A 19,515-nucleotide genomic window follows, 5' to 3' on the forward strand; every position below is an offset into this window, starting at 1 on the left:
TATTAGTAACATTTAAGAGAAAATACTACAATGGGTGTAGGATTAGAAGATATCAAGAAACTTCGCACCATGACCGGTGCAGGTCTCGGAGACTGCAAAAAAGCTCTGGCTGAGTCAAATGGCGACATCGAAGGCGCCATCGAAATTATCCGTAAAAAAGGCCAGGCTGTTGCAGCCAAACGCTCAGACCGTGAAGCTGCCGAAGGTGCAGTACTCTGCAAGGCAGAGAACGGCTTTGGCGCCATCATCGCTTTGAAATGTGAAACTGACTTCGTAGCCAAAAACGAAGACTTCGTGAAATTGGCCCAAGCTATTCTGGACGCGGCTGTAGCCAACAAGTGCAAAACTCTTGAGGAAGTAAAGAACCTTCCTATGGGTAACGGCACAGTGGCTGAAGCTGTTACAGACCGTAGCGGTATCACAGGAGAAAAAATGGAACTTGACGGTTACTTTGTAATTGAAAGCGACAATATCTCTTGCTATAACCACCAGGGAAAGAATATGCTTTGCACCATGGTTGCCCTTAACAAAGAGGTAGACGCTGCTTACGGTCATGCCGTAGCCATGCAGGTTGCTGCCATGAACCCCGTTTCTCTTTGTGAAGCCGATGTACCTGAGAAAGTACGCAAAGAAGAATATGAAATCGCTGCCGACAAAGCCCGTCAGGAAGGTAAACCTGAGAACATGATCGAGCGTATCGCCCAAGGCCGTATGCAGAAGTTCTACAAGGAAGCATGCCTTTTGAATCAGGAATTTATTCAGGACAGCAAATTGTCTGTATCTGACTACCTGAAACAGGCTGACAAAGAATGTACGGTAACAGCTTTCAGCCGTTTTACTCTGCGTGCAGAATAAATTAAAGACACTGCATTTTACAATAGAAAGGTTGCTCCGCTTAGCGAAGCAACCTTTTATATTCTACAGAAAGGGAGTTATGATCAATCGAATCAAAACAATTCTACGCTTCTACAACACACCACTTCCGCTCAATAACATTCCGTACTGTCCGGAAAACTACTGTTCTTGACATCCGAGACATAAGAGCCGACCGCATCAGTAATTACCGTATGCAAATCGGCATAACGGCGCAGGAACTTCGGACTGAAACCTTTATTCTTACCCAACATATCATCGACAACAAGCACTTGTCCGTCTGCAGCTCCGGCTCCAATGCCGATGACAGGAATATCTACACTTTCAACAACTTTTTGAGTAAGTGCTGCTGGTATTTTTTCAAGAACAAGTCCAAAGCAACCGGCCTCTGCCAGAAGTTTTGCATCCTGAAGTAATTTCTCAGCCTCCGCCATATCTTTTGCTCTTACGGCATAAGTGCCAAATTTATTAATACTCTGTGGTGTTAATCCCAGATGGCCCATTACAGGAATACCGGCATCGATAATCTTACGGATTACATCTATGATTTCCACACCTCCTTCCAGTTTCAAGGCATCGCAACCAGTTTGCTGCATGATACGGATGGCATTGCTGACCCCTTCAAGCGGGCTTACCTGATAAGTACCGAACGGCATGTCACAAACGACTAATGCCCGCTGGACGCCCCGAACAACCGACTTAGCATGATAAATCATCTGGTCAAGCGTAATGGACAATGTTGTTTGATTGCCAGCCATTACATTTGAAGCACTATCACCAACCAGAATGACATCCACACCTGCTGCATCGACTATAGTTGCTGTGGTAAAATCGTAAGAAGTCAACATCGCTATTTTTTTTCCTTGCGACTTCATTTCTTTGAGCCGGAGTGTTGTTACTTTCCGGCTGTCTTCCACTAAATATCCTGCCATTACATTTATTTTTTTAATTGAGGAAATAATTCTTCTATTTCAATAAGATTCTCTGCTGCAAAATCTTCGACTACAATATCGCAATACGGTAACAAATCCTCTTTGGAATTAGACGTGGCCAATCCAACCACAAAGGCACCGGAAGCCTTTCCGGCTTTGACGCCATTGAAACTATCTTCGAAAACCACACATTCATCGGGTCGCACGCCTAATGTGTCGGCTGCTGATAAATAACAATCGGGAGCCGGTTTGGAACGGACATCATGCTCTGCAGTATGAATAGCGGTGAAAAGCCTATCGAAAGAGGGATGATTTTTATAGAGATGAGACATTTTCTCTTTATCGGAGCTGGTAACAATAGCAGTAGGCACTCCACTTTCCGACAGTCTGCTTACCCAGGCTAACGCTCCTGAAATATACTGATATGTCATGTTTTCCTCAAATTTTCTCAAAAGTCCGCAAATCTGCTGACGCACTCCCTCATCCGGAAAAAAGGACGAAAGAATATAAGTTAATGTCTGTCCTTTAATCTGCAAAGGAAAATGATCATTACCGGGCAAAAAAATATCACGGACTTCAGTCCAAAATCTGGTATACTGTGACTCCGTATCCACTATGACACCATCTAAATCAAATAATGCTGCTTTCATTCCGTTTTATAAATTACTCGCAAAGATAAAGATTATATATTACACTTCAGGATGCCTGTACAATGGTTTCGAGTTTTTCCATTAAATCTCTCAAATTACACAAAAGAAAAAGAAATGAATGGAAATAAATGTTTAACTTTGCAGTCAGCCCGAAAAATGAATGGGATGTTCATTATGCGGATTAAATATTTGCTCTGAGGGCTGGAAACAAAGCAAAAGAGAAAAACAGATGGAACCTCTGAAACATGAATGCGGCGTTGCGATGGTGCGACTACTGAAGCCACTAGACTACTACCAGAATAAATACGGTACTTGGATGTATGGTTTAAACAAACTCTATCTCATGATGGAGAAACAACATAACCGCGGACAAGAGGGAGCCGGATTAGCTTGTGTTAAAACAAAAGCCAATCCGGGAGAAGAATTTTTCTTTCGTGAAAGAGCTTTAGGCACAGGAGCCATAGAAGAAATTTTTGGTGCTGTACATTCCAAATTCAAGAATTACACCGCGGAGCAATTAGCAGATACGTCCTTTGCAAGTTGCCATTTGCCATTTGCGGGAGAAATTTATATGGGCCACCTCCGGTATTCAACCACCGGCAAGAGTGGCCTTTCTTATGTTCACCCTTTTATGCGACGTAATAATTGGCGTGCAAAGAACCTTTGTATATGTGCCAACTTCAACATGACCAACGTTGAAGATATATTTCACAGTATGTCGAAAACAGGGCAACACCCGCGCATGGTGTCGGACACGTACATTTTGCTGGAACAATTAGGCCACAGACTTGACAGGGAAAGCGAACGCCTCTTTAATAAAGCTCTTGACGAAGGATTAAAAAACACCGACATCACTCATTACATTGAAGAGAACATCAACTTAGCCAATGTCCTTCGTACAGCATCGCCCATGTGGGACGGCGGCTATGCTGTCTGTGGAGTAACAGGCAGCGGAGAAATGTTCACATTACGCGATCCTTGGGGAATTCGCCCATTATTCTGGTATTGCGATGAAGAAGTGGCGGTGGTAGCCTCTGAACGTCCGGTGATACAGACATCCTTTGACACAGAAGTTACAGATATCAAGGAGTTAAAACCGGGCGAAGCTCTGTTCGTCAATAAAAATGGTGTTTTGCGCACGGAACAGATTATTCCTCAAAAAAATTATGCCGCTTGCGCATTTGAGAGGGTTTACTTCAGTCGCGGTTCCGACAAAGACATTTACCAGGAAAGAAAAGAATTAGGACGTTCTTTGGTTAAGCCTATTCTGAAAGCCATCAACTATGAACTGGACAACACGGTGTTCTCCTACATCCCCAACACGGCAGAAGCAGCTTACTACGGTATGTTGGCAGGCTTGGATGATTACCTTAACCTGCAGAAATCAGAAGTCATTGCCAGTCTAAGTCCTAAAGAACTGACATCTGAAAATTTAAATCAAATACTTTCACGGCGTATTCGCGCAGAAAAGGTTGCATGGAAAGACATTAAAATGCGTACATTCATAGCGGAAGGAAACTGCCGCAATGATCTTGCGGCTCATGTCTATGACATTACATACGGTAGTTTGCAACCATACAAAGACAACCTTGTCGTTATTGACGACAGCATTGTACGAGGTACAACACTACGCGAAAGTATCATCCGTATTATGGATCGTCTCCATCCTAAACGCATCGTAGTGGTCAGTTCATCACCGCAAGTTCGTTACCCAGACTATTATGGAATCGACATGTCACACATGGATGAATTCATAGCTTTTAAGGCTGCAGTAGCTCTCATTAAAGAACGAGGTGAACAGTCGCGTCTGACAGAAATTTATCACCGCTGCAAACAACAGGAAAATCTGCCGAAAGAAAAAATTGTGAATCACGTGAGTGCCATATACAAAGATTTCACTGCTGAAGAAATCTCAGAAAAAATGGCTGAAATACTCCGGCCTGAAGGTATCACGACTGAAATAAAAATTGTATATCAAAGCCTTGATGGCCTGCATACAGCATGTCCCAACAGTCCCGGAGATTGGTACTTCAGCGGCAATTATCCAACTCCCGGCGGTATAAGACGGGTAAATGAGGCCTACATTGATTACTACGAGAAAAAAGAAATCTGAAAATATAAAATAGAGTTTGGTAGTTTATTGGTTGATACAACCGAGTGGTAACTTCAACCTGCCGGCAACCGCATAAGCATCTAAACTATAAGCTATTAAACCCCAACAAAGTATTACGCATGCGAAACGTAACATTAGTTCTTGACGACGGAACGAAGTTTCATGGGAAATCGTTCGGTTATGAAAAGCCCGTTGCGGGCGAAGTGGTATTCAACACAGCCATGATGGGATATCCGGAAAGCCTAACAGACCCATCTTATGCCGGCCAGTTACTGGCACTGACTTATCCCCTGATAGGCAATTATGGAGTTCCACCTCTTAACGAAGGTGCTAACGGCCTGGCAGAATTCACGGAAAGCAATAAAATTTATGTTTCGGCACTTATTGTGACAGACTATAGTGAAGTTTATTGTCACTGGAATGCCCAAGAGAGCTTAGGCGACTGGCTCAAACGTGAGCAAATACCTGGCATTACAGGAATAGATACGCGTGAATTGACAAAAGTACTGCGCGAACATGGCGTAATGATGGGAAAGATCATATTTGATGATGAACCAGAAAATATTCCTGAAGCTGAATATGCCGGCGTAAATTTCGTCTCAGAAGTATCATGCAAAGAAATAATTCACTACAACAAGGGTGCAGAAAAGAAAGTAGTACTTGTAGATTGCGGCGTAAAAAACAATATCATACGTAGCCTTATTCGCCGTGGCGTTGAAGTTATCCGTGTTCCATGGAACTATGATTTCAACGAAATGGATTTTGACGGTCTTTTCTTAGCTAATGGCCCCGGAGATCCTGACACTTGCGCAGAAACTGTGGAAAACATCCGTAAATTTCTCAACAATCCCAAAGTACGGCCTTGCATGGGAATATGTATGGGTAACCAATTGCTTTCAAAAGCTGCCGGCGCATCAATTTACAAACTGAAATATGGTCATCGTTCTCACAACCAACCTGTACGTTTAGTTGGTTCTACGCAATGTTTTGTTACCACACAAAATCATGGCTATGCAGTCGACAGTACAACACTGCCCGCTGAATGGGAACCTCTCTATATAAATATGAACGACGGATCGAACGAAGGTGTCCGGCACAAAACGAACCCTTGGTTTTCAGCACAATTCCATCCAGAAGCCTGCAGTGGACCTGTCGACACTTATTTCATGTTTGACGAATTCGTAAATCTATTATAACTCCTCAAGAACGAACCTAATGAAAGAATTAAAAAAAGTATTACTTTTAGGCTCCGGCGCACTTAAAATCGGTGAAGCCGGTGAATTTGACTATTCCGGCTCACAAGCACTCAAGGCGCTCAAGGAGGAAGGTATAGAAACAATTCTTATCAATCCCAATATTGCCACAGTGCAAACGTCAGAAGGCGTGGCAGACCGCATATATTTTCTTCCTGTAACTCCTTTCTTTGTCGAAAAAGTTATAGAAAAGGAGCAACCGCAAGGTATTATGCTGGCTTTTGGCGGACAGACCGCACTTAACTGTGGTGTTGAGCTTTATAAAACAGGCATTCTGGAAAAATATAATCTCCAAGTACTCGGTACACCCGTGCAAGCCATTATGGACACGGAAGACCGTGAGCTCTTTGTCCAAAAGCTCAATGAAATAAATGTTAAGACAATTAAAAGTGAAGCCTGTGAGAGCATTGAACAAGCCCAAAATGCCGCTGCTGAATTAGGCTACCCCGTCATCCTACGCGCTGCTTATGCACTTGGAGGCCTTGGCTCTGGTTTTTGCGATAACGAAGAAGAATTGCTGAAACTTGCAGAAAAGGCTTTTTCCTTCTCACCTCAGGTCTTAGTGGAAAAAAGTCTGAAAGGCTGGAAAGAGATTGAATATGAAGTGGTACGTGACCGTTTCGACAACTGCATAACGGTTTGTAACATGGAAAACTTTGACCCTCTTGGCATACACACCGGAGAAAGTATTGTAATTGCCCCTTCACAAACTCTCACAAATAACGAATATCATAAACTACGCGACATAGCCATCCGTATCGTACGGCATGTTGGGATTGTAGGAGAATGTAACGTACAATATGCCCTTGACCCGGAATCGGAGGACTATCGCGTCATAGAGGTGAATGCCCGCTTAAGCCGTTCGTCCGCATTAGCTTCAAAAGCAACAGGTTACCCATTAGCTTTCATAGCAGCAAAATTAGGTTTAGGCTACGGACTGTTTGATCTTAAAAATTCCGTAACAAAAACAACTACCGCGTTCTTCGAACCGGCTCTTGATTATGTAGTATGTAAAATTCCACGCTGGGACCTTGGAAAATTCCGTGGGGTAGACAGAGAAATCGGTTCTTCTATGAAGAGCGTCGGCGAAGTTATGACTATTGGACGCACTTTCGAAGAAGTTATCCAAAAAGGACTTCGAATGATAGGACAAGGCATGCATGGCTTTGTTGATAATAAAGAAATAAAGATCGACAATGTGGACGAGGCCCTTCGCGAACCTACAGACAAACGCATTTTTGTGATAGAGAAAGCATTCGCTGCAGGTTACACTATTGACCAAATTCATGACCTAACGAAAATAGACAAGTGGTTCCTTCAAAAACTCTATAACATTTATCAGACAGACTGCGAACTACACGCATGCACCAGTGTTAATGTGTTGAGCAATGAACTGCTAAAAAAGGCCAAGATACAAGGTTTCACAGATTTCCAAATAGCCCGTGCTGTCGGCATGGAAAAAGAAATGGATATCGAAAAAGCCAGTATGACAATTCGTACCCGCCGAAAACAAGCTGGCATCCTTCCTGTCGTTAAACAAATTGACACCTTAGCAGCAGAATACCCAGCTCAGACCAACTATCTTTATGTGACATATAATGGCATAGCCCATGATATAAAATTCGAAAAAGACAAACGTTCGGTCATCGTACTTGGTTCTGGTGCCTATCGTATCGGTTCTTCTGTTGAATTTGACTGGTGTGGCGTACAAGCACTCAACACCATCCGCAAAGAAGGCTATCGCTCCATTATGATCAACTACAATCCCGAAACAGTTTCGACGGATTATGACATGTGCGACCGACTTTATTTCGATGAGTTAACCTTTGAACGTGTTATGGACATTTTAGATCTGGAATGTCCTTATGGCGTAATAGTTTCAACAGGTGGACAAATACCTAACAACCTAGCCATGCGTCTGGATGAAGAACATGTCAATATATTAGGTACACAGGCACGTTATATTGATAATGCCGAAGACCGCGAAAAATTCTCGGCTATGCTCAACAGAATTGGGGTAGACCAACCAGAATGGAGCGCTCTGACTTCCATGGATGATATTCAAGAATTTATCGAACGTGTCGGATTCCCCGTCTTAGTACGCCCATCTTATGTACTCTCAGGAGCGGCTATGAATGTATGTTCCAATCAGGAAGAATTGGAACGTTTCCTCAAATTGGCTGCCAACGTTTCAAAAAAACATCCGGTCGTTGTAAGCCGTTTCATGCAGCATGCCAAAGAGGTAGAAATGGACGCTGTTGCTCGCGATGGAGAAATTATAGCTTATGCTATTTCCGAGCACATCGAATTTGCCGGCGTACACTCCGGCGATGCCACCATACAATTCCCTCCACAAAAACTATATGTGGAAACAGCACGCCGAATCAAAAAAATATCCAAGCTCATTGCCCGCGAATTACATATTTCCGGACCATTCAATATCCAGTTCCTGGCTAAAGAAAACGACATAAAAGTCATCGAATGTAACTTAAGAGCCTCACGTTCATTCCCGTTTGTCAGCAAGGTTCTGAAAATCAACCTCATTGAAATGGCCACACGGATTATGCTTGGTCTGCCTGTCGAAAAGCCGGCCAAAAGTCTCTTCGATCTGGATTATGTAGGCATCAAAGCTTCGCAATTCTCTTTCAACCGCTTGCAGAAAGCAGACCCCGTGTTAGGTGTCGACATGGCCTCTACCGGTGAAGTTGGCTGCTTGGGAGAAGACTCCCGCACAGCACTCCTGAAATCCATGCTATCCGTAGGACATCGCATACCCCAAAAGAACATTCTTCTTTCCACTGGCGATGGCAAGCAAAAAGCCGAAATGTTGGTAGCAAGTCGAATGCTAAAGGAACATGGCTACAAACTTTACGCAACAGGTGGCACGAGCCGCTACCTCACGGAGAACGGCATTGAAAACACCTTAGTATACTGGCCTAGCGAAGAAGGGCAGCCACAAGCTTTGGATATGTTACATAATAAAGAAATTGACATGGTAGTAAATGTTCCCAAGAACCTTTCTTCCGGTGAACTCACCAACGGCTACAAAATCCGTCGTGCCGCCATAGATCTCAACATCCCACTTATTACAAATGCCCGGTTGGCTTCCGCTTTCATTTACGCTTTCTGTACACAAAAGTTTGAAGACTTGGATATCAAGTGCTGGCAGGAATACTAAAAGCCTCTAAGATGGATGAAGTGAAAAGTCGATTTATGACATTATTTAGTTGTCACATAGCAGACAGCTGATTGCATGAACCGACTTTTCACATCTACCCATTCATTTTTTCATTGTTTTTTACTTAACCAAAATAAAAAAAACGTATCTTTGCAGCCGCTATGGCAAGTACCAATCCCTTGCATATTGATTTATTTGCAGCAGCGCATAATGCCAGTCCTCTAAGAATCAACTTGTCCAACGACTTTTTTGAAGCCTTGGAACAAAATGAGATTATTGGAGGCAATATGGACGTGACTGTAATCGTGGCTCAAACTGCTGGTGACTTTTTTCGTGTCAGCTACAAACTGAAAGGAGAAGTTCGCGTAGCATGCGACCGTTGCTTAGACGATTTAGACCTGGAAATAGACACATCCGATAATATAAAAGTATATTATGGCGATGCTTCCTTGCAAATTGAAGAAGATATAAGGGAACTACCTGCTGGTTCAAACATTTATGACATTTCATGGGACATCTATGAGATATCCGAATCGTCACTTCCCTTAAAAAGGATGCATGAAAGAAGTTTGTGTAATCAGGATATGATAACCAGACTTCATGAAATGACAGCAAATAATGAACATGAGGAATAAAACATTAACAACTTTAAAAGAATAACAAGAAATGGCACATCCTAAAAGAAGACAATCAAAAACCAGAACCCTCAAACGTAGAACCCACGATAAAGCCGTAGCTCCAACCATGGCTATTTGCCCCAACTGCGGTGCATGGCATATTTATCACACCGTATGTCCTACTTGCGGTTACTACCGTGGCAAGTTGGCAATTGTAAAAGAAGAAATCGCTGAATAATATTCTTACAAGAGGAGGACGTAGCCAGCCAAGCCCGGTTCTCCTCTTTGTTTTTTTAATATACGCCTCCTGATATTCATCATATTATATGGAAAAGATTAATGCTGTTATTACCGGCGTCGGCGGATATGTCCCCGAGTACGTGCTAAATAATGAAGAACTCTCACGTATGGTCGACACCAACGACGAGTGGATCATGACAAGAATTGGCATCAAGGAGCGCCGCATCCTCAATGAAGAAGGCTTGGGCACAAGCTATATGGCGCGTAAAGCTGTAAAACAGCTGCTTGAAAAAACTGGCACTGATCCTCAAGATGTTGACTGTCTGATAGTGGCCACTACCACCCCCGACTACCATTTCCCCTCCACATCATCAATTGTAATCGGTCGTGTGGGCATGAAGAATGCTTTTGCAATCGACATGCAGGCAGCATGCTGTGGTTTTCTATTTGCCATGGATGCAGCCGCCGGTATGATTCAAAGCGGGCGCTACAAAAAAATCATCGTCTGTGGCGCTGATAAAATGTCCAGCATCGTTGACTACACCGACCGCGCAACTTGTCCGATCTTCGGAGATGGTGCAGCTGCCGTAATGGTAGAACCGAGTCAGGAGGATTTGGGCTGGAAAGATTCTTATCTCCGTGCCGACGGCAAGGGACTGCCATTTCTCTGTCAAAAGGCTGGAGGTTCCGTATGCAGCCCATCCTATTTCACCATAGATCACCGCATGCACTATTTGCATCAGGAAGGCCGTACAGTCTTTAAGTTTGCGGTAACCAACATGAGCGATGCAAGCGCCCTTATTGCCGACCGCAACGGTCTGAGCAAAGAGAATATCGCTTGGGTTATCCCTCATCAGGCCAATGTACGAATCATCGAAGCCGTAGCCAACCGTCTTGAGCTTCCAATGGATAAAGTAATGCTCAACATCCAACGCTATGGCAACACTTCTGCCGGAACATTGCCTTTGGCATTATGGGATTATGAAAAGCAGCTCAAGAAGGGTGACAACCTCATCCTCACCGCTTTCGGGGCCGGATTCACATGGGGAGCCGCCTATTTAAAATGGGGATACGACGGCACTAAATAACAAAAAATCATCAACAAACGAGTAAACGAGCAGACCATATCACAAGCCTTTAGCTTGAAAGTCTGCCGGTTTACTCGTTATTTTCTATTTGGTCATACCATACATATCTATGCACAAAGCAGGTTTTGTCAACATTGTAGGAAATCCCAATGTCGGAAAATCCACACTCATGAACCTACTGGTGGGGGAACGCATATCCATTGCCACCTTCAAGGCCCAGACCACGCGCCATCGCATTATGGGCATCATCAACACTGAAGACACGCAGATTGTTTTTTCCGACACACCGGGTGTACTCAAGCCCAATTACAAACTTCAGGAAACGATGCTGGCTTTTTCCGAATCGGCCCTAAAAGATGCCGATGTGTTGCTTTACGTAACCGATGTCATTGAAAAGCCGGACAAGAACAATGATTTTCTACAACGGGTTGAAAAATTGAAAGTACCTGTACTGTTGCTTATCAACAAAATAGACCTCAGCAATCAGAAAGATCTGGAACAACTTGTTGACAATTGGCATCTTCTGCTGCCACAAGCCGAAATATTCCCGATTTCGGCAACAGCCAAATTCAATATAGATAATGTACTCAGGCGTATCAAGGAATTGCTTCCGGACTCACCTCCCTATTTTGACAAAGACCAATGGACAGACAAACCCGCCCGGTTCTTCGTTACGGAAATCATTCGTGAAAAAATACTCCTCTACTACGACAAGGAAATCCCCTACTCCACCGAAGTTGCTGTAGAATTATTTAAAGAAAGTCCCAAGAACATCCACATAAAAGCAATCATCTATGTGGAACGCGACAGCCAAAAAGGTATCATCATCGGTCATCAAGGCGTAGCTCTCAAAAAGATTTCGACAGAGGCCCGCAAGACGCTTGAAAAGTTCTTTGACAAGAAAATATACCTTGAAGTTTTTGTAAAAGTAGATAAAGACTGGCGCAACAGCAACAAGCGCCTTGAAATATACGGCTACAAGCAAGATTAAGCACCTACCAGACTGCCGCATTTTCTCCCACCCATACCTTTTTCCACCCAACTCACATACATCATAAAGAAAGCCATATGTCAAAATTAGTAGCCATAGTAGGACGCCCCAATGTGGGTAAATCGACGTTGTTCAACCGTCTCACCGGAACACGCCAAGCCATCGTCAGCGACGAAGCCGGCACCACACGCGACCGCCAATACGGCAAATGCGAATGGGGAAAGCAAGAGTTCTCCGTTGTTGACACTGGCGGATGGATTGTAAATTCCGATGATATTTTCGAGGAAGAAATCCGTAAACAAGTTCTTTTGGCAACAGAAGAGTCAGATCTTATCCTCTTTTTGGTAGATATCAAGAACGGCGTCACCGACTTGGATGAGGAAGTAGCACGCATTCTGCGCCAAACGCCGGTACCTGTACTACTTTGTGCCAACAAGACCGACAATAACGAGGACCGTTATTATGCCGCAGATTTCTATCGTCTCGGACTTGGCGATCCCATTTGCGTTTCTGCCGCTACAGGCAGTGGCAGCGGAGATCTGTTGGACCTCATAATAGAAAAACTCGGCACCGAAACGGCTACGGAAGAAGCTGACCTCACGATACCCCGTTTCTCCATCGTGGGACGTCCCAATGTGGGAAAGAGCAGTCTCATCAACGCTTTTATTGGCGAAGACCGCCACATTGTCACCAACATTGCCGGCACCACACGCGACAGCATCCTCACCCGTTACGACAAATTCGGATTCGACTTCTTTCTTGTCGACACTGCCGGCATACGAAAAAAGAACAAAGTAACGGAAGATTTGGAATTCTACTCTGTCATGCGGTCGATTCGCGCCATCGAAAATTCCGATGTCTGCATTCTTCTCATCGATGCCACCCGAGGCATTGAAAGTCAGGACATGAACATAGTCCAAATCATCCAACGCAACAGCAAGAACATCATTGTCGTGGTCAACAAATGGGATTTGGTAGAAGACAAGAGCAAAGAAGCCATTGCTTTCTTTGAAAATACCATACGCCAGCGTATGGCCCCTTTCTCCGACTTCCCCATCATCTTTGCCTCCGCACTTACCAAGCAGCGCATTTTCAAAGTTCTTGAAACAGCCAATCAAACTTTCAAGAACCGCAAGAAACGCATTCCCACCTCAAAGCTTAACGAAGAAATGCTTCCGCTCATAGAAGCCTATCCACCCCCTTCAATCAAAGGCAAATACATCAAGATAAAATACTGCGCACAGTTGCCTGAAACGCAAATACCTTCTTTCGTATTCTACGCTAATCTGCCGCAGTATGTCAAAGAGCCTTATCGCCGTTTCCTTGAAAATAAAATACGTGAGCGTTGGGACTTTTCAGGAACCCCCATCAACATTTTCATCCGTCAGAAATGACAAGGCCAACTATTCTGACATGGCTGCTAAGTGTTTGTATGAGCATCAGTGTCACGACATCCTGTGGCACTGACACTCAAGCAAACAAAGAACAAAGCAAGCCGTTGCCGCCTCTTATCACTAAAGAACAAATAAAGGAAATTTATTCGCTTTACATTCAAAAAGATTATGCGGCTTATGCTGACGAAATGCTTTCATGCGACGACAAACCGGAAAGCTACAAACGGCAAATAGCCATCCTCCTCGAGCAACATGCGACCGAGCACGCGGAAGAAGAAGGAAACGTTACTGGATTCGAGGTAAACACCATCAAACCTCAGGCCAACGGCCAGGCGGCCGAAGTTTACCTGAACATCACCTATGCAAACGGCAATACTGAGGAAATACAGTTACTGTTTATCCACGACGGCTTACGCTGGCGATTAAGATAACACCATTCCCCCACAGCCAAAACAGTTTGAAGTCCTTAGCTTCAAACTGTTTTGGCAAACACATCTTTCATTGAATCTGCTCACAGAAAAGCGCAGGACTTGGAGCAGACAGCCAGCTATTATCTCAATATGAATCTATCATCTTTTTTACCGTTCCCAGCATAAATTCTTCACCCTAGCTTTAACATATTTAACCTTTCATTACACTTCGAATGGGGTTAAAAGTAACTTGAAGTATTGATTCCATAAAAGTCCGTATTCGAATTTTAACACGAATACTTGGATTTTAAATTCGAATACGGGAAGTTTTCGATGAAAATACGGCTGAAATCCGCACAAAAAAGCTCGAAATATACTGAAAAAGCGGGACTTCCCGATGGTAAGCCCCGCTTTGCTGTTACAAAGATACGACATTCTACGGACAAAAACAAATTGTGTTAAAATCGCCGACAGCCAGTTTGGCTCCCCTAATTCACTATTTTCTTTCTCATCTAAGAAAAAAAGGCCGGTTGTGAGAATAAAAAATTCATTGTCGCTTTTTTATAATTGTCCGCATCTGTCCGATGTGTCATACCTCAATCGTATGGAAGAAAACAATTGTAATGGAAATGAGAAAATCATTGAGTTTTTCTTTTTTCACTTCATTCATTTGCATTACCTTTGTGGATATAATCAAGAATATTCGCTTTCCCTCCAAAAAAGCCAAGCGGTACCGCATAAAAGTTTCACATGGGTTTATCGGGTTGCGAAAGATCGTTTTTTTTGTTTCAGTGGCAGATTCGGCTCCGCCGTCAAATAATACAAAGTTATGAAAGGAATTGTTCTCGCCGGAGGTTCCGGCACACGCTTGTATCCCATCACAAAGGGTATCAGCAAACAGTTAATCCCGATTTTCGACAAACCGATGGTCTATTACCCTTTGTCGGTGCTCATGCTGGCCGGTATCCGCGATATTCTCATCATTTCCACACCGCAGGATCTGCCGGGCTTTAAACGCCTATTGGGAGACGGTTCAGACTATGGCATAAAACTCTCATACGCCGAACAGCCTTCGCCCGACGGATTGGCACAAGCCTTCATCATCGGCGAGGAATTTATAGGCAACGATAGTGTATGTCTGGTCCTTGGCGACAATATATTCCATGGGAGCGGACTGCGCTCTATGTTACGGGCGGCTGTGGAAGAAGCAGAAGCAACAGGCAACGCCACGATTTTCGGCTACAGAGTGAACGATCCTGAACGCTATGGCGTTGTAGAATTCAACGAAACAGGCAAGTGCATCAGCATTGAGGAGAAACCACTGAAGCCTAAATCAAAGTATGCCGTAGTCGGACTGTACTTCTATCCCAACAAAGTGGTGGAAGTGGCCAAGAACATTCAGCCTTCCCAACGTGGCGAACTGGAAATAACAACGGTCAACCAGCATTTTCTGGAAGCAGACCAGCTGAAGGTGCAAACTCTGGGACTTGGTTTCGCATGGCTCGACACCGGCACACACGACAGTTTGAGCGAAGCCTCCACCTTTATCGAAGTCATTGAGAAACGAACCGGCCTGAAAGTGGCCTGCCTCGAAGGCATTGCCTATCAGCAAGGGTGGATTACAACAGATAAACTGGCTGAACTGGCCGAGCCGATGAAGAAGAACCAATACGGACAATATCTCCTCAAATTGATAAACCACGATTGAACCTGACAGTATAAGAGCCTGTGAAGAGACTTTTTCTGTTGATTTTATATTGGGTTTGCCGCGCGGCAGTCATCGCGCAGCCTGTCCGTTCCATGCCTATACCGTTACCGGCGTCCTTCGTCAGAGTTTCTTCCGTTGAGGAACTCTCCCCGGAAGACTACTACGTTATTTCAGGAAACGGCATTCTATCTCAGACATCCTCACAGCATGCCCTGCTCAGTAATAAGCCATACATGGGAGGACTTCAAGGATACGAGATGCCTGAAGGCGACACTTTGGCAATCGGCATTCCGGAAAGTTCATGCGTCTGGCAGTTCATACCACAAGCCGGAAGCGACCGCTTCGTCCTGAGAAATGTGGCAGACAGCGTTTTTTTATACGCAAAATTTCCCGCGGCAACAGGACTAGCCGTTCATGAGAAAGAAAAAACTGAATGGCAGATTTCCGAATCAGACGGTTTCTTCGCCCTCAACAACACGGATTCGCCCAACCGGTATTTGGGCTTTTACACTGGAAGTATCCCGAAATTCGGCCATTACACGGAATATGAAATCATCCATTTAAACATCTATAAAATGGTACGCCTGTTACCTGATAAAAAAGGCACAGGCACCTTGCCCGATAACGGTGCCTTGGTCACACTTCATGCCAACGGCTTCTTGCGGACCAAGGAGGGCACGGCCCTACCCTCTGAAGGATATATCACTAACGCCGGAGAAGTTGCGCCCGATGGGAATTGGCAAAAATGGGAATTGAGCATTTTATCCGACTCCGCCACATTCGTTCTGAGAAATGAAAACGGGGCTTTCCTCGGATATGATTTGGAATGCTCTCCCGAACAAATGATATGGCGCTTCTCCAACGGACATATCGTTACGGACGAAACGCCACAACGCTACTTGTGCTTCAACGGGACTTTCTCCGTACAAACAGCCGAACAGACAGAGGGAGCCTCGGACGTGTCATTGTTGCCTCTAGGCAATGAAGCCGGCAGCACAACTCAAGGCACTGTCAAAAAACTCACTGGAGCATGGAGCGCCCACCGCCTTAGCCAATTATCCTGGAACGGTACCAGCGCTGTAGATGCCAGTAACATCCGCCTGCCGAAAATGTTGCAACCGTTTCTCCATAGACCTGCATACGAAAACACTATCATCTATATAAACGCTCAGGACAGTACACTCATTCCACAAGAGTGGGCTTTTGTGGTAGCTTGTGAGGAAGACGAGGAAAACAATCTCCTGATAAGACAAACAGCCGTTCACGACCGAAAGCAGCTGAAAGTCGACAGGAATATCACTTGCCAATCCGGCCAAATGACCTATAAGAGAGAGATTCCGGCCGATGGCTGCTGGATGACACTTTGCATACCTTTCAATGCCACAGTTCCTGAAGCATTCAAAGCAGAGATATTTGTAGGAATGGAACAAAACATTCTGATTTTCAAACCTGTAGATAAAATCACAGCCGGCGAACCGGTTATCATACGTTCGTTGGATGCAAATGCCACCTCGCTATTCTTAAAATCCAATACAAGCAGCCTGATACCGTCTGATACAGAAGAAAAAGACGCTTGTATGAAAGGAACATACAGCGACATAAAAATATCGGACGATACAGATCATATTTATTTCCTGAATGAAACGGGCGACTCATTTGCCCGTGCAGCTGGCGGCAGTTCACTGGCACCATTCAGAGCTTATCTGAAATTATCCTCTATGAGTACTCATTATGTGATCCGGCATTGGGCGGAAACTACCGGTATAGACAATGCGGATAACGAGGGCTTGAAACAGCCGCAACACTGCTTCAGGCTCAACGGCACATTGGCTGGAACAGCGTCCACTTCATCGGAAACTCATCAATTACCGGCCGGTATATATATCATTAACGGGAAAAAGATCCTCATCAAATAGAAAAAAGTTCAGAAAAATACCAATTATAAAAACAAGGAGAATCATGACAATTGCAGTAGACTTTGACGGCACGATAGTAGAGCACCGCTATCCGGAAATAGGAAAAGAAATACCTTTTGCCACACGAACGCTGAAACAACTTATTGACGATGGTCACAAACTGATTTTATGGAGCGTACGCGAAGGCAAATTACTCGATGAAGCAGTAGAATGGTGTGAGAAACGCGGGGTACATTTCTATGCTGTCAACCGGGATTATGACGATGATATGCCGGACAACAACCGCAATTACAGCAGAAAGCTGAAAGCCAGTTTGTTTATCGACGACCGTAATGTGGGCGGGCTCCCTGACTGGGGAACCATTTACCAACTCGTAACAAGACGAATGTCTTACGAGGATTTTTTACGTCGGGAAATGGGGCAGCCAATTCCCGCTAAAAAGAAAAAATCGTGGTGGCCATTCTGAATCAGAAAAATCATATCGCATAAATTCGACCATTGACTTACCCGGGAATATTCCCTCATGAAACTATAAATAATAATATTGTGTAATGGTTAAAATATTCAGTGCACAACAAATAAAAGAAGTGGATGCCGGTACCATAAGAGAGGAAGGAATTACTTCAACAGATCTTATGGAACGGGCGGCAGGTGCCGTAGCAAAAGCCATCATGCAGCGGTGGCACAGAACTACGGGTATTACAGTCTTTGCCGGTCCGGGAAACAATGGCGGTGATGCCCTCGCCGTAGCCCGTATACTTCATGAAGCCGGCTATACTCTAGAAGTTTTTCTCTTCAACACAGCCGGAAAACTGAGCGCTGACTGCCAAACAAACAAAGCACGGCTACAGGCGTTGGAGGGAGTCCATTTTGTCGAAGTGTCCAACCAATTCGAACCACCGCAACTGACGGCGGAAAAACTCATAATAGACGGCCTCTTCGGCACCGGCCTCAACAAACCTCTGACTGGTGGCTACGCTTCTCTCATAAAATTCATCAACAGCTCTCCGGCCCAAGTGGTTTCCATCGATATGCCATCCGGCCTGATGTGCGATGATAATTCTCTCAATATCCGTGCCCACATCGTTCAGGCTACGCTGACGCTCACTTTCCAGCAACCCAAATTATCAATGTTCCTGCCGGAAAATGCCGGGAATATAGGCGAGCTGAAAGTACTTGACATCGGTCTCTCTCCAAATCAGATGGCACAGGCAGAAGCGGCTGCTTTTGTCATAGAGGAAACAGACATGACAGTCTTACTGAAGCCGCGAGACAAATTCGGGCATAAGGGCACTTTCGGCAATGCCCTCCTGATAGCCGGCCAATACGGAATGGCCGGCGCTGCCTTATTGGCAGCAAAATCCTGCCTACGCAGTGGAGTCGGGAAAGTAACGGTATGCACGCCTCAAATGAACAACAACATATTACAAGCAACGATACCGGAAGCTGTCCTAAAGCTTGATCCCGCCGATACCATATTTACTCAAGCCATTGCTACCGACGGGTATGAGGCCATGGCCATAGGACCAGGCATAGGCACTGAAAAAGCCACAGCACTAGCCTTTATCGAACAAGTGACTCACTCACGCATTCCTTTGGTTATAGATGCTGACGGCCTCAATATTCTGGCCCATCACAAGAGTTGGTTAAATCAGATACCCGCCAATGCCATTCTTACCCCTCATCCGGCAGAGTTCAAGCGCATAAGCAATGCGCGCAATGATGATTATAGTTTGTTGGATGAAGCCTGCAATATGGCAAAAGAACGACAAATCCACATCATTCTGAAAGGCCATCACACAGCTATTTGCACTCCATCCGGAAAAATTTATTTCAATGCCACAGGAAATTCCGGTATGGCCACGGCCGGCAGCGGCGATGTGCTTACCGGAATTATCACAGCCTTACTGGCTCAGAAGTACCCCGCTGAGACGGCCTGCCTGCTTGGCGTTTATCTGCACGGATCAGCGGGCGACATCGCTGCCGAAACTTTAGGTGAAGACAGTCTGATGGCTTCCGACATCATAGAAGCACTTCCGAGGGCCTTTAAAAAACTGAGGGCCACCGGGTGTTAATGATTTCAAGGTCTGCTTTACTGCCATCTTGACTGTTCATAGAAAAACTCCGCCCTTTTTTCTGCGGCAACCGCATA

The 19,515-nt window shown here is 44.7% G+C and carries 16 protein-coding genes; 14 read left to right on the plus strand and 2 right to left on the minus strand.

Annotated features, from left to right (window positions below):
• Positions 1–30 precede the first annotated feature (30 nt).
• On the plus strand, positions 31–855 hold the full coding sequence (gene tsf / locus C5S62_RS01175; protein ID WP_104403710.1) for a translation elongation factor Ts: 825 nt from the start codon (positions 31–33) through the stop codon (positions 853–855).
• A gap of 131 nt (positions 856–986) precedes the next feature.
• Here the strand turns inward: tsf and panB are convergent, their stop codons facing one another.
• Positions 987–1,805: a 3-methyl-2-oxobutanoate hydroxymethyltransferase gene (panB, locus tag C5S62_RS01180; RefSeq protein ID WP_104403711.1), complete on the minus strand. Its 819-nt coding sequence runs from the start codon at positions 1,803–1,805 to the stop codon at positions 987–989.
• Positions 1,806–1,810: 5 nt separating this feature from the next.
• Positions 1,811–2,455 carry an HAD family phosphatase gene (locus C5S62_RS01185; protein WP_104403712.1) on the minus strand — a complete coding sequence of 215 codons (645 nt, stop codon included), beginning with the start codon at positions 2,453–2,455 and terminating at the stop codon, positions 1,811–1,813.
• A 229-nt stretch (positions 2,456–2,684) separates the two neighbouring features.
• On the opposite strand from C5S62_RS01185, the gene C5S62_RS01190 reads away from it, so the two are divergent.
• From C5S62_RS01190 to C5S62_RS01250, 13 genes are all read left to right on the plus strand, one after another.
• Positions 2,685–4,568 carry an amidophosphoribosyltransferase gene (locus tag C5S62_RS01190; RefSeq protein WP_104403731.1) on the plus strand — a complete coding sequence of 628 codons (1,884 nt, stop codon included), beginning with the start codon at positions 2,685–2,687 and terminating at the stop codon, positions 4,566–4,568.
• Positions 4,569–4,687: 119 nt separating this feature from the next.
• A complete protein-coding gene (carA, locus tag C5S62_RS01195) occupies positions 4,688–5,764 on the plus strand; it encodes a glutamine-hydrolyzing carbamoyl-phosphate synthase small subunit (protein ID WP_104403713.1) in 1,077 nt (358 codons plus the stop codon).
• Positions 5,765–5,783: 19 nt separating this feature from the next.
• Positions 5,784–8,999 (plus strand): carbamoyl-phosphate synthase (glutamine-hydrolyzing) large subunit, encoded by a 3,216-nt coding sequence (gene carB, locus C5S62_RS01200; protein WP_104403714.1) that lies wholly within the window; start codon positions 5,784–5,786, stop codon positions 8,997–8,999.
• Between the two features lie 161 nt (positions 9,000–9,160).
• On the plus strand, positions 9,161–9,634 hold the full coding sequence (locus C5S62_RS01205) for a DUF177 domain-containing protein (RefSeq protein WP_104403715.1): 474 nt from the start codon (positions 9,161–9,163) through the stop codon (positions 9,632–9,634).
• Between the two features lie 31 nt (positions 9,635–9,665).
• Positions 9,666–9,854 carry a 50S ribosomal protein L32 gene (gene rpmF, locus C5S62_RS01210; protein WP_104403716.1) on the plus strand — a complete coding sequence of 63 codons (189 nt, stop codon included), beginning with the start codon at positions 9,666–9,668 and terminating at the stop codon, positions 9,852–9,854.
• Positions 9,855–9,942: 88 nt separating this feature from the next.
• Entirely contained in the window at positions 9,943–10,944 is a 1,002-nt protein-coding gene (locus C5S62_RS01215; RefSeq protein ID WP_104403717.1) for a beta-ketoacyl-ACP synthase III, read from the plus strand.
• A 109-nt stretch (positions 10,945–11,053) separates the two neighbouring features.
• Complete coding sequence (gene era, locus C5S62_RS01220; protein WP_104403718.1) at positions 11,054–11,935, plus strand: GTPase Era; 882 nt, start codon at positions 11,054–11,056, stop codon at positions 11,933–11,935.
• Between the two features lie 77 nt (positions 11,936–12,012).
• Complete coding sequence (der, locus tag C5S62_RS01225; RefSeq protein WP_104403719.1) at positions 12,013–13,329, plus strand: ribosome biogenesis GTPase Der; 1,317 nt, start codon at positions 12,013–12,015, stop codon at positions 13,327–13,329.
• A gap of 38 nt (positions 13,330–13,367) precedes the next feature.
• On the plus strand, positions 13,368–13,760 hold the full coding sequence (locus C5S62_RS01230; protein WP_104403720.1) for a hypothetical protein: 393 nt from the start codon (positions 13,368–13,370) through the stop codon (positions 13,758–13,760).
• An 808-nt stretch (positions 13,761–14,568) separates the two neighbouring features.
• Complete coding sequence (rfbA, locus tag C5S62_RS01235) at positions 14,569–15,447, plus strand: glucose-1-phosphate thymidylyltransferase RfbA (protein ID WP_104403721.1); 879 nt, start codon at positions 14,569–14,571, stop codon at positions 15,445–15,447.
• Positions 15,448–15,467: 20 nt separating this feature from the next.
• Positions 15,468–17,363 carry a hypothetical protein gene (locus tag C5S62_RS01240; RefSeq protein WP_133159445.1) on the plus strand — a complete coding sequence of 632 codons (1,896 nt, stop codon included), beginning with the start codon at positions 15,468–15,470 and terminating at the stop codon, positions 17,361–17,363.
• Positions 17,364–17,406: 43 nt separating this feature from the next.
• Positions 17,407–17,829 (plus strand): BT0820 family HAD-type phosphatase, encoded by a 423-nt coding sequence (locus C5S62_RS01245; protein WP_104403723.1) that lies wholly within the window; start codon positions 17,407–17,409, stop codon positions 17,827–17,829.
• Positions 17,830–17,914: 85 nt separating this feature from the next.
• Positions 17,915–19,438, plus strand: a complete 1,524-nt coding sequence (locus C5S62_RS01250) for an NAD(P)H-hydrate dehydratase (protein WP_104403724.1) — start codon at positions 17,915–17,917, stop codon at positions 19,436–19,438.
• Positions 19,439–19,515: the final 77 nt, after the last annotated feature.

This window comes from Prevotella sp. MGM2 (assembly GCF_002933955.1).
Lineage (GTDB): Bacteria > Bacteroidota > Bacteroidia > Bacteroidales > Bacteroidaceae > Alloprevotella.

What these genes read in the sequence shown, in the direction of transcription:
- tsf (WP_104403710.1), top strand. Translation starts at nt 31, where the DNA reads ATGGGTGTAGGATTAGAAGATATCAAGAAACTTCGCACCATGACCGGT.
- panB (WP_104403711.1), bottom strand. Translation starts at nt 1,805, where the DNA reads ATGGCAGGATATTTAGTGGAAGACAGCCGGAAAGTAACAACACTCCGG.
- C5S62_RS01185 (WP_104403712.1), bottom strand. Translation starts at nt 2,455, where the DNA reads ATGAAAGCAGCATTATTTGATTTAGATGGTGTCATAGTGGATACGGAG.
- C5S62_RS01190 (WP_104403731.1), top strand. Translation starts at nt 2,685, where the DNA reads ATGGAACCTCTGAAACATGAATGCGGCGTTGCGATGGTGCGACTACTG.
- carA (WP_104403713.1), top strand. Translation starts at nt 4,688, where the DNA reads ATGCGAAACGTAACATTAGTTCTTGACGACGGAACGAAGTTTCATGGG.
- carB (WP_104403714.1), top strand. Translation starts at nt 5,784, where the DNA reads ATGAAAGAATTAAAAAAAGTATTACTTTTAGGCTCCGGCGCACTTAAA.
- C5S62_RS01205 (WP_104403715.1), top strand. Translation starts at nt 9,161, where the DNA reads ATGGCAAGTACCAATCCCTTGCATATTGATTTATTTGCAGCAGCGCAT.
- rpmF (WP_104403716.1), top strand. Translation starts at nt 9,666, where the DNA reads ATGGCACATCCTAAAAGAAGACAATCAAAAACCAGAACCCTCAAACGT.
- C5S62_RS01215 (WP_104403717.1), top strand. Translation starts at nt 9,943, where the DNA reads ATGGAAAAGATTAATGCTGTTATTACCGGCGTCGGCGGATATGTCCCC.
- era (WP_104403718.1), top strand. Translation starts at nt 11,054, where the DNA reads ATGCACAAAGCAGGTTTTGTCAACATTGTAGGAAATCCCAATGTCGGA.
- der (WP_104403719.1), top strand. Translation starts at nt 12,013, where the DNA reads ATGTCAAAATTAGTAGCCATAGTAGGACGCCCCAATGTGGGTAAATCG.
- C5S62_RS01230 (WP_104403720.1), top strand. Translation starts at nt 13,368, where the DNA reads ATGAGCATCAGTGTCACGACATCCTGTGGCACTGACACTCAAGCAAAC.
- rfbA (WP_104403721.1), top strand. Translation starts at nt 14,569, where the DNA reads ATGAAAGGAATTGTTCTCGCCGGAGGTTCCGGCACACGCTTGTATCCC.
- C5S62_RS01245 (WP_104403723.1), top strand. Translation starts at nt 17,407, where the DNA reads ATGACAATTGCAGTAGACTTTGACGGCACGATAGTAGAGCACCGCTAT.
- C5S62_RS01250 (WP_104403724.1), top strand. Translation starts at nt 17,915, where the DNA reads ATGGTTAAAATATTCAGTGCACAACAAATAAAAGAAGTGGATGCCGGT.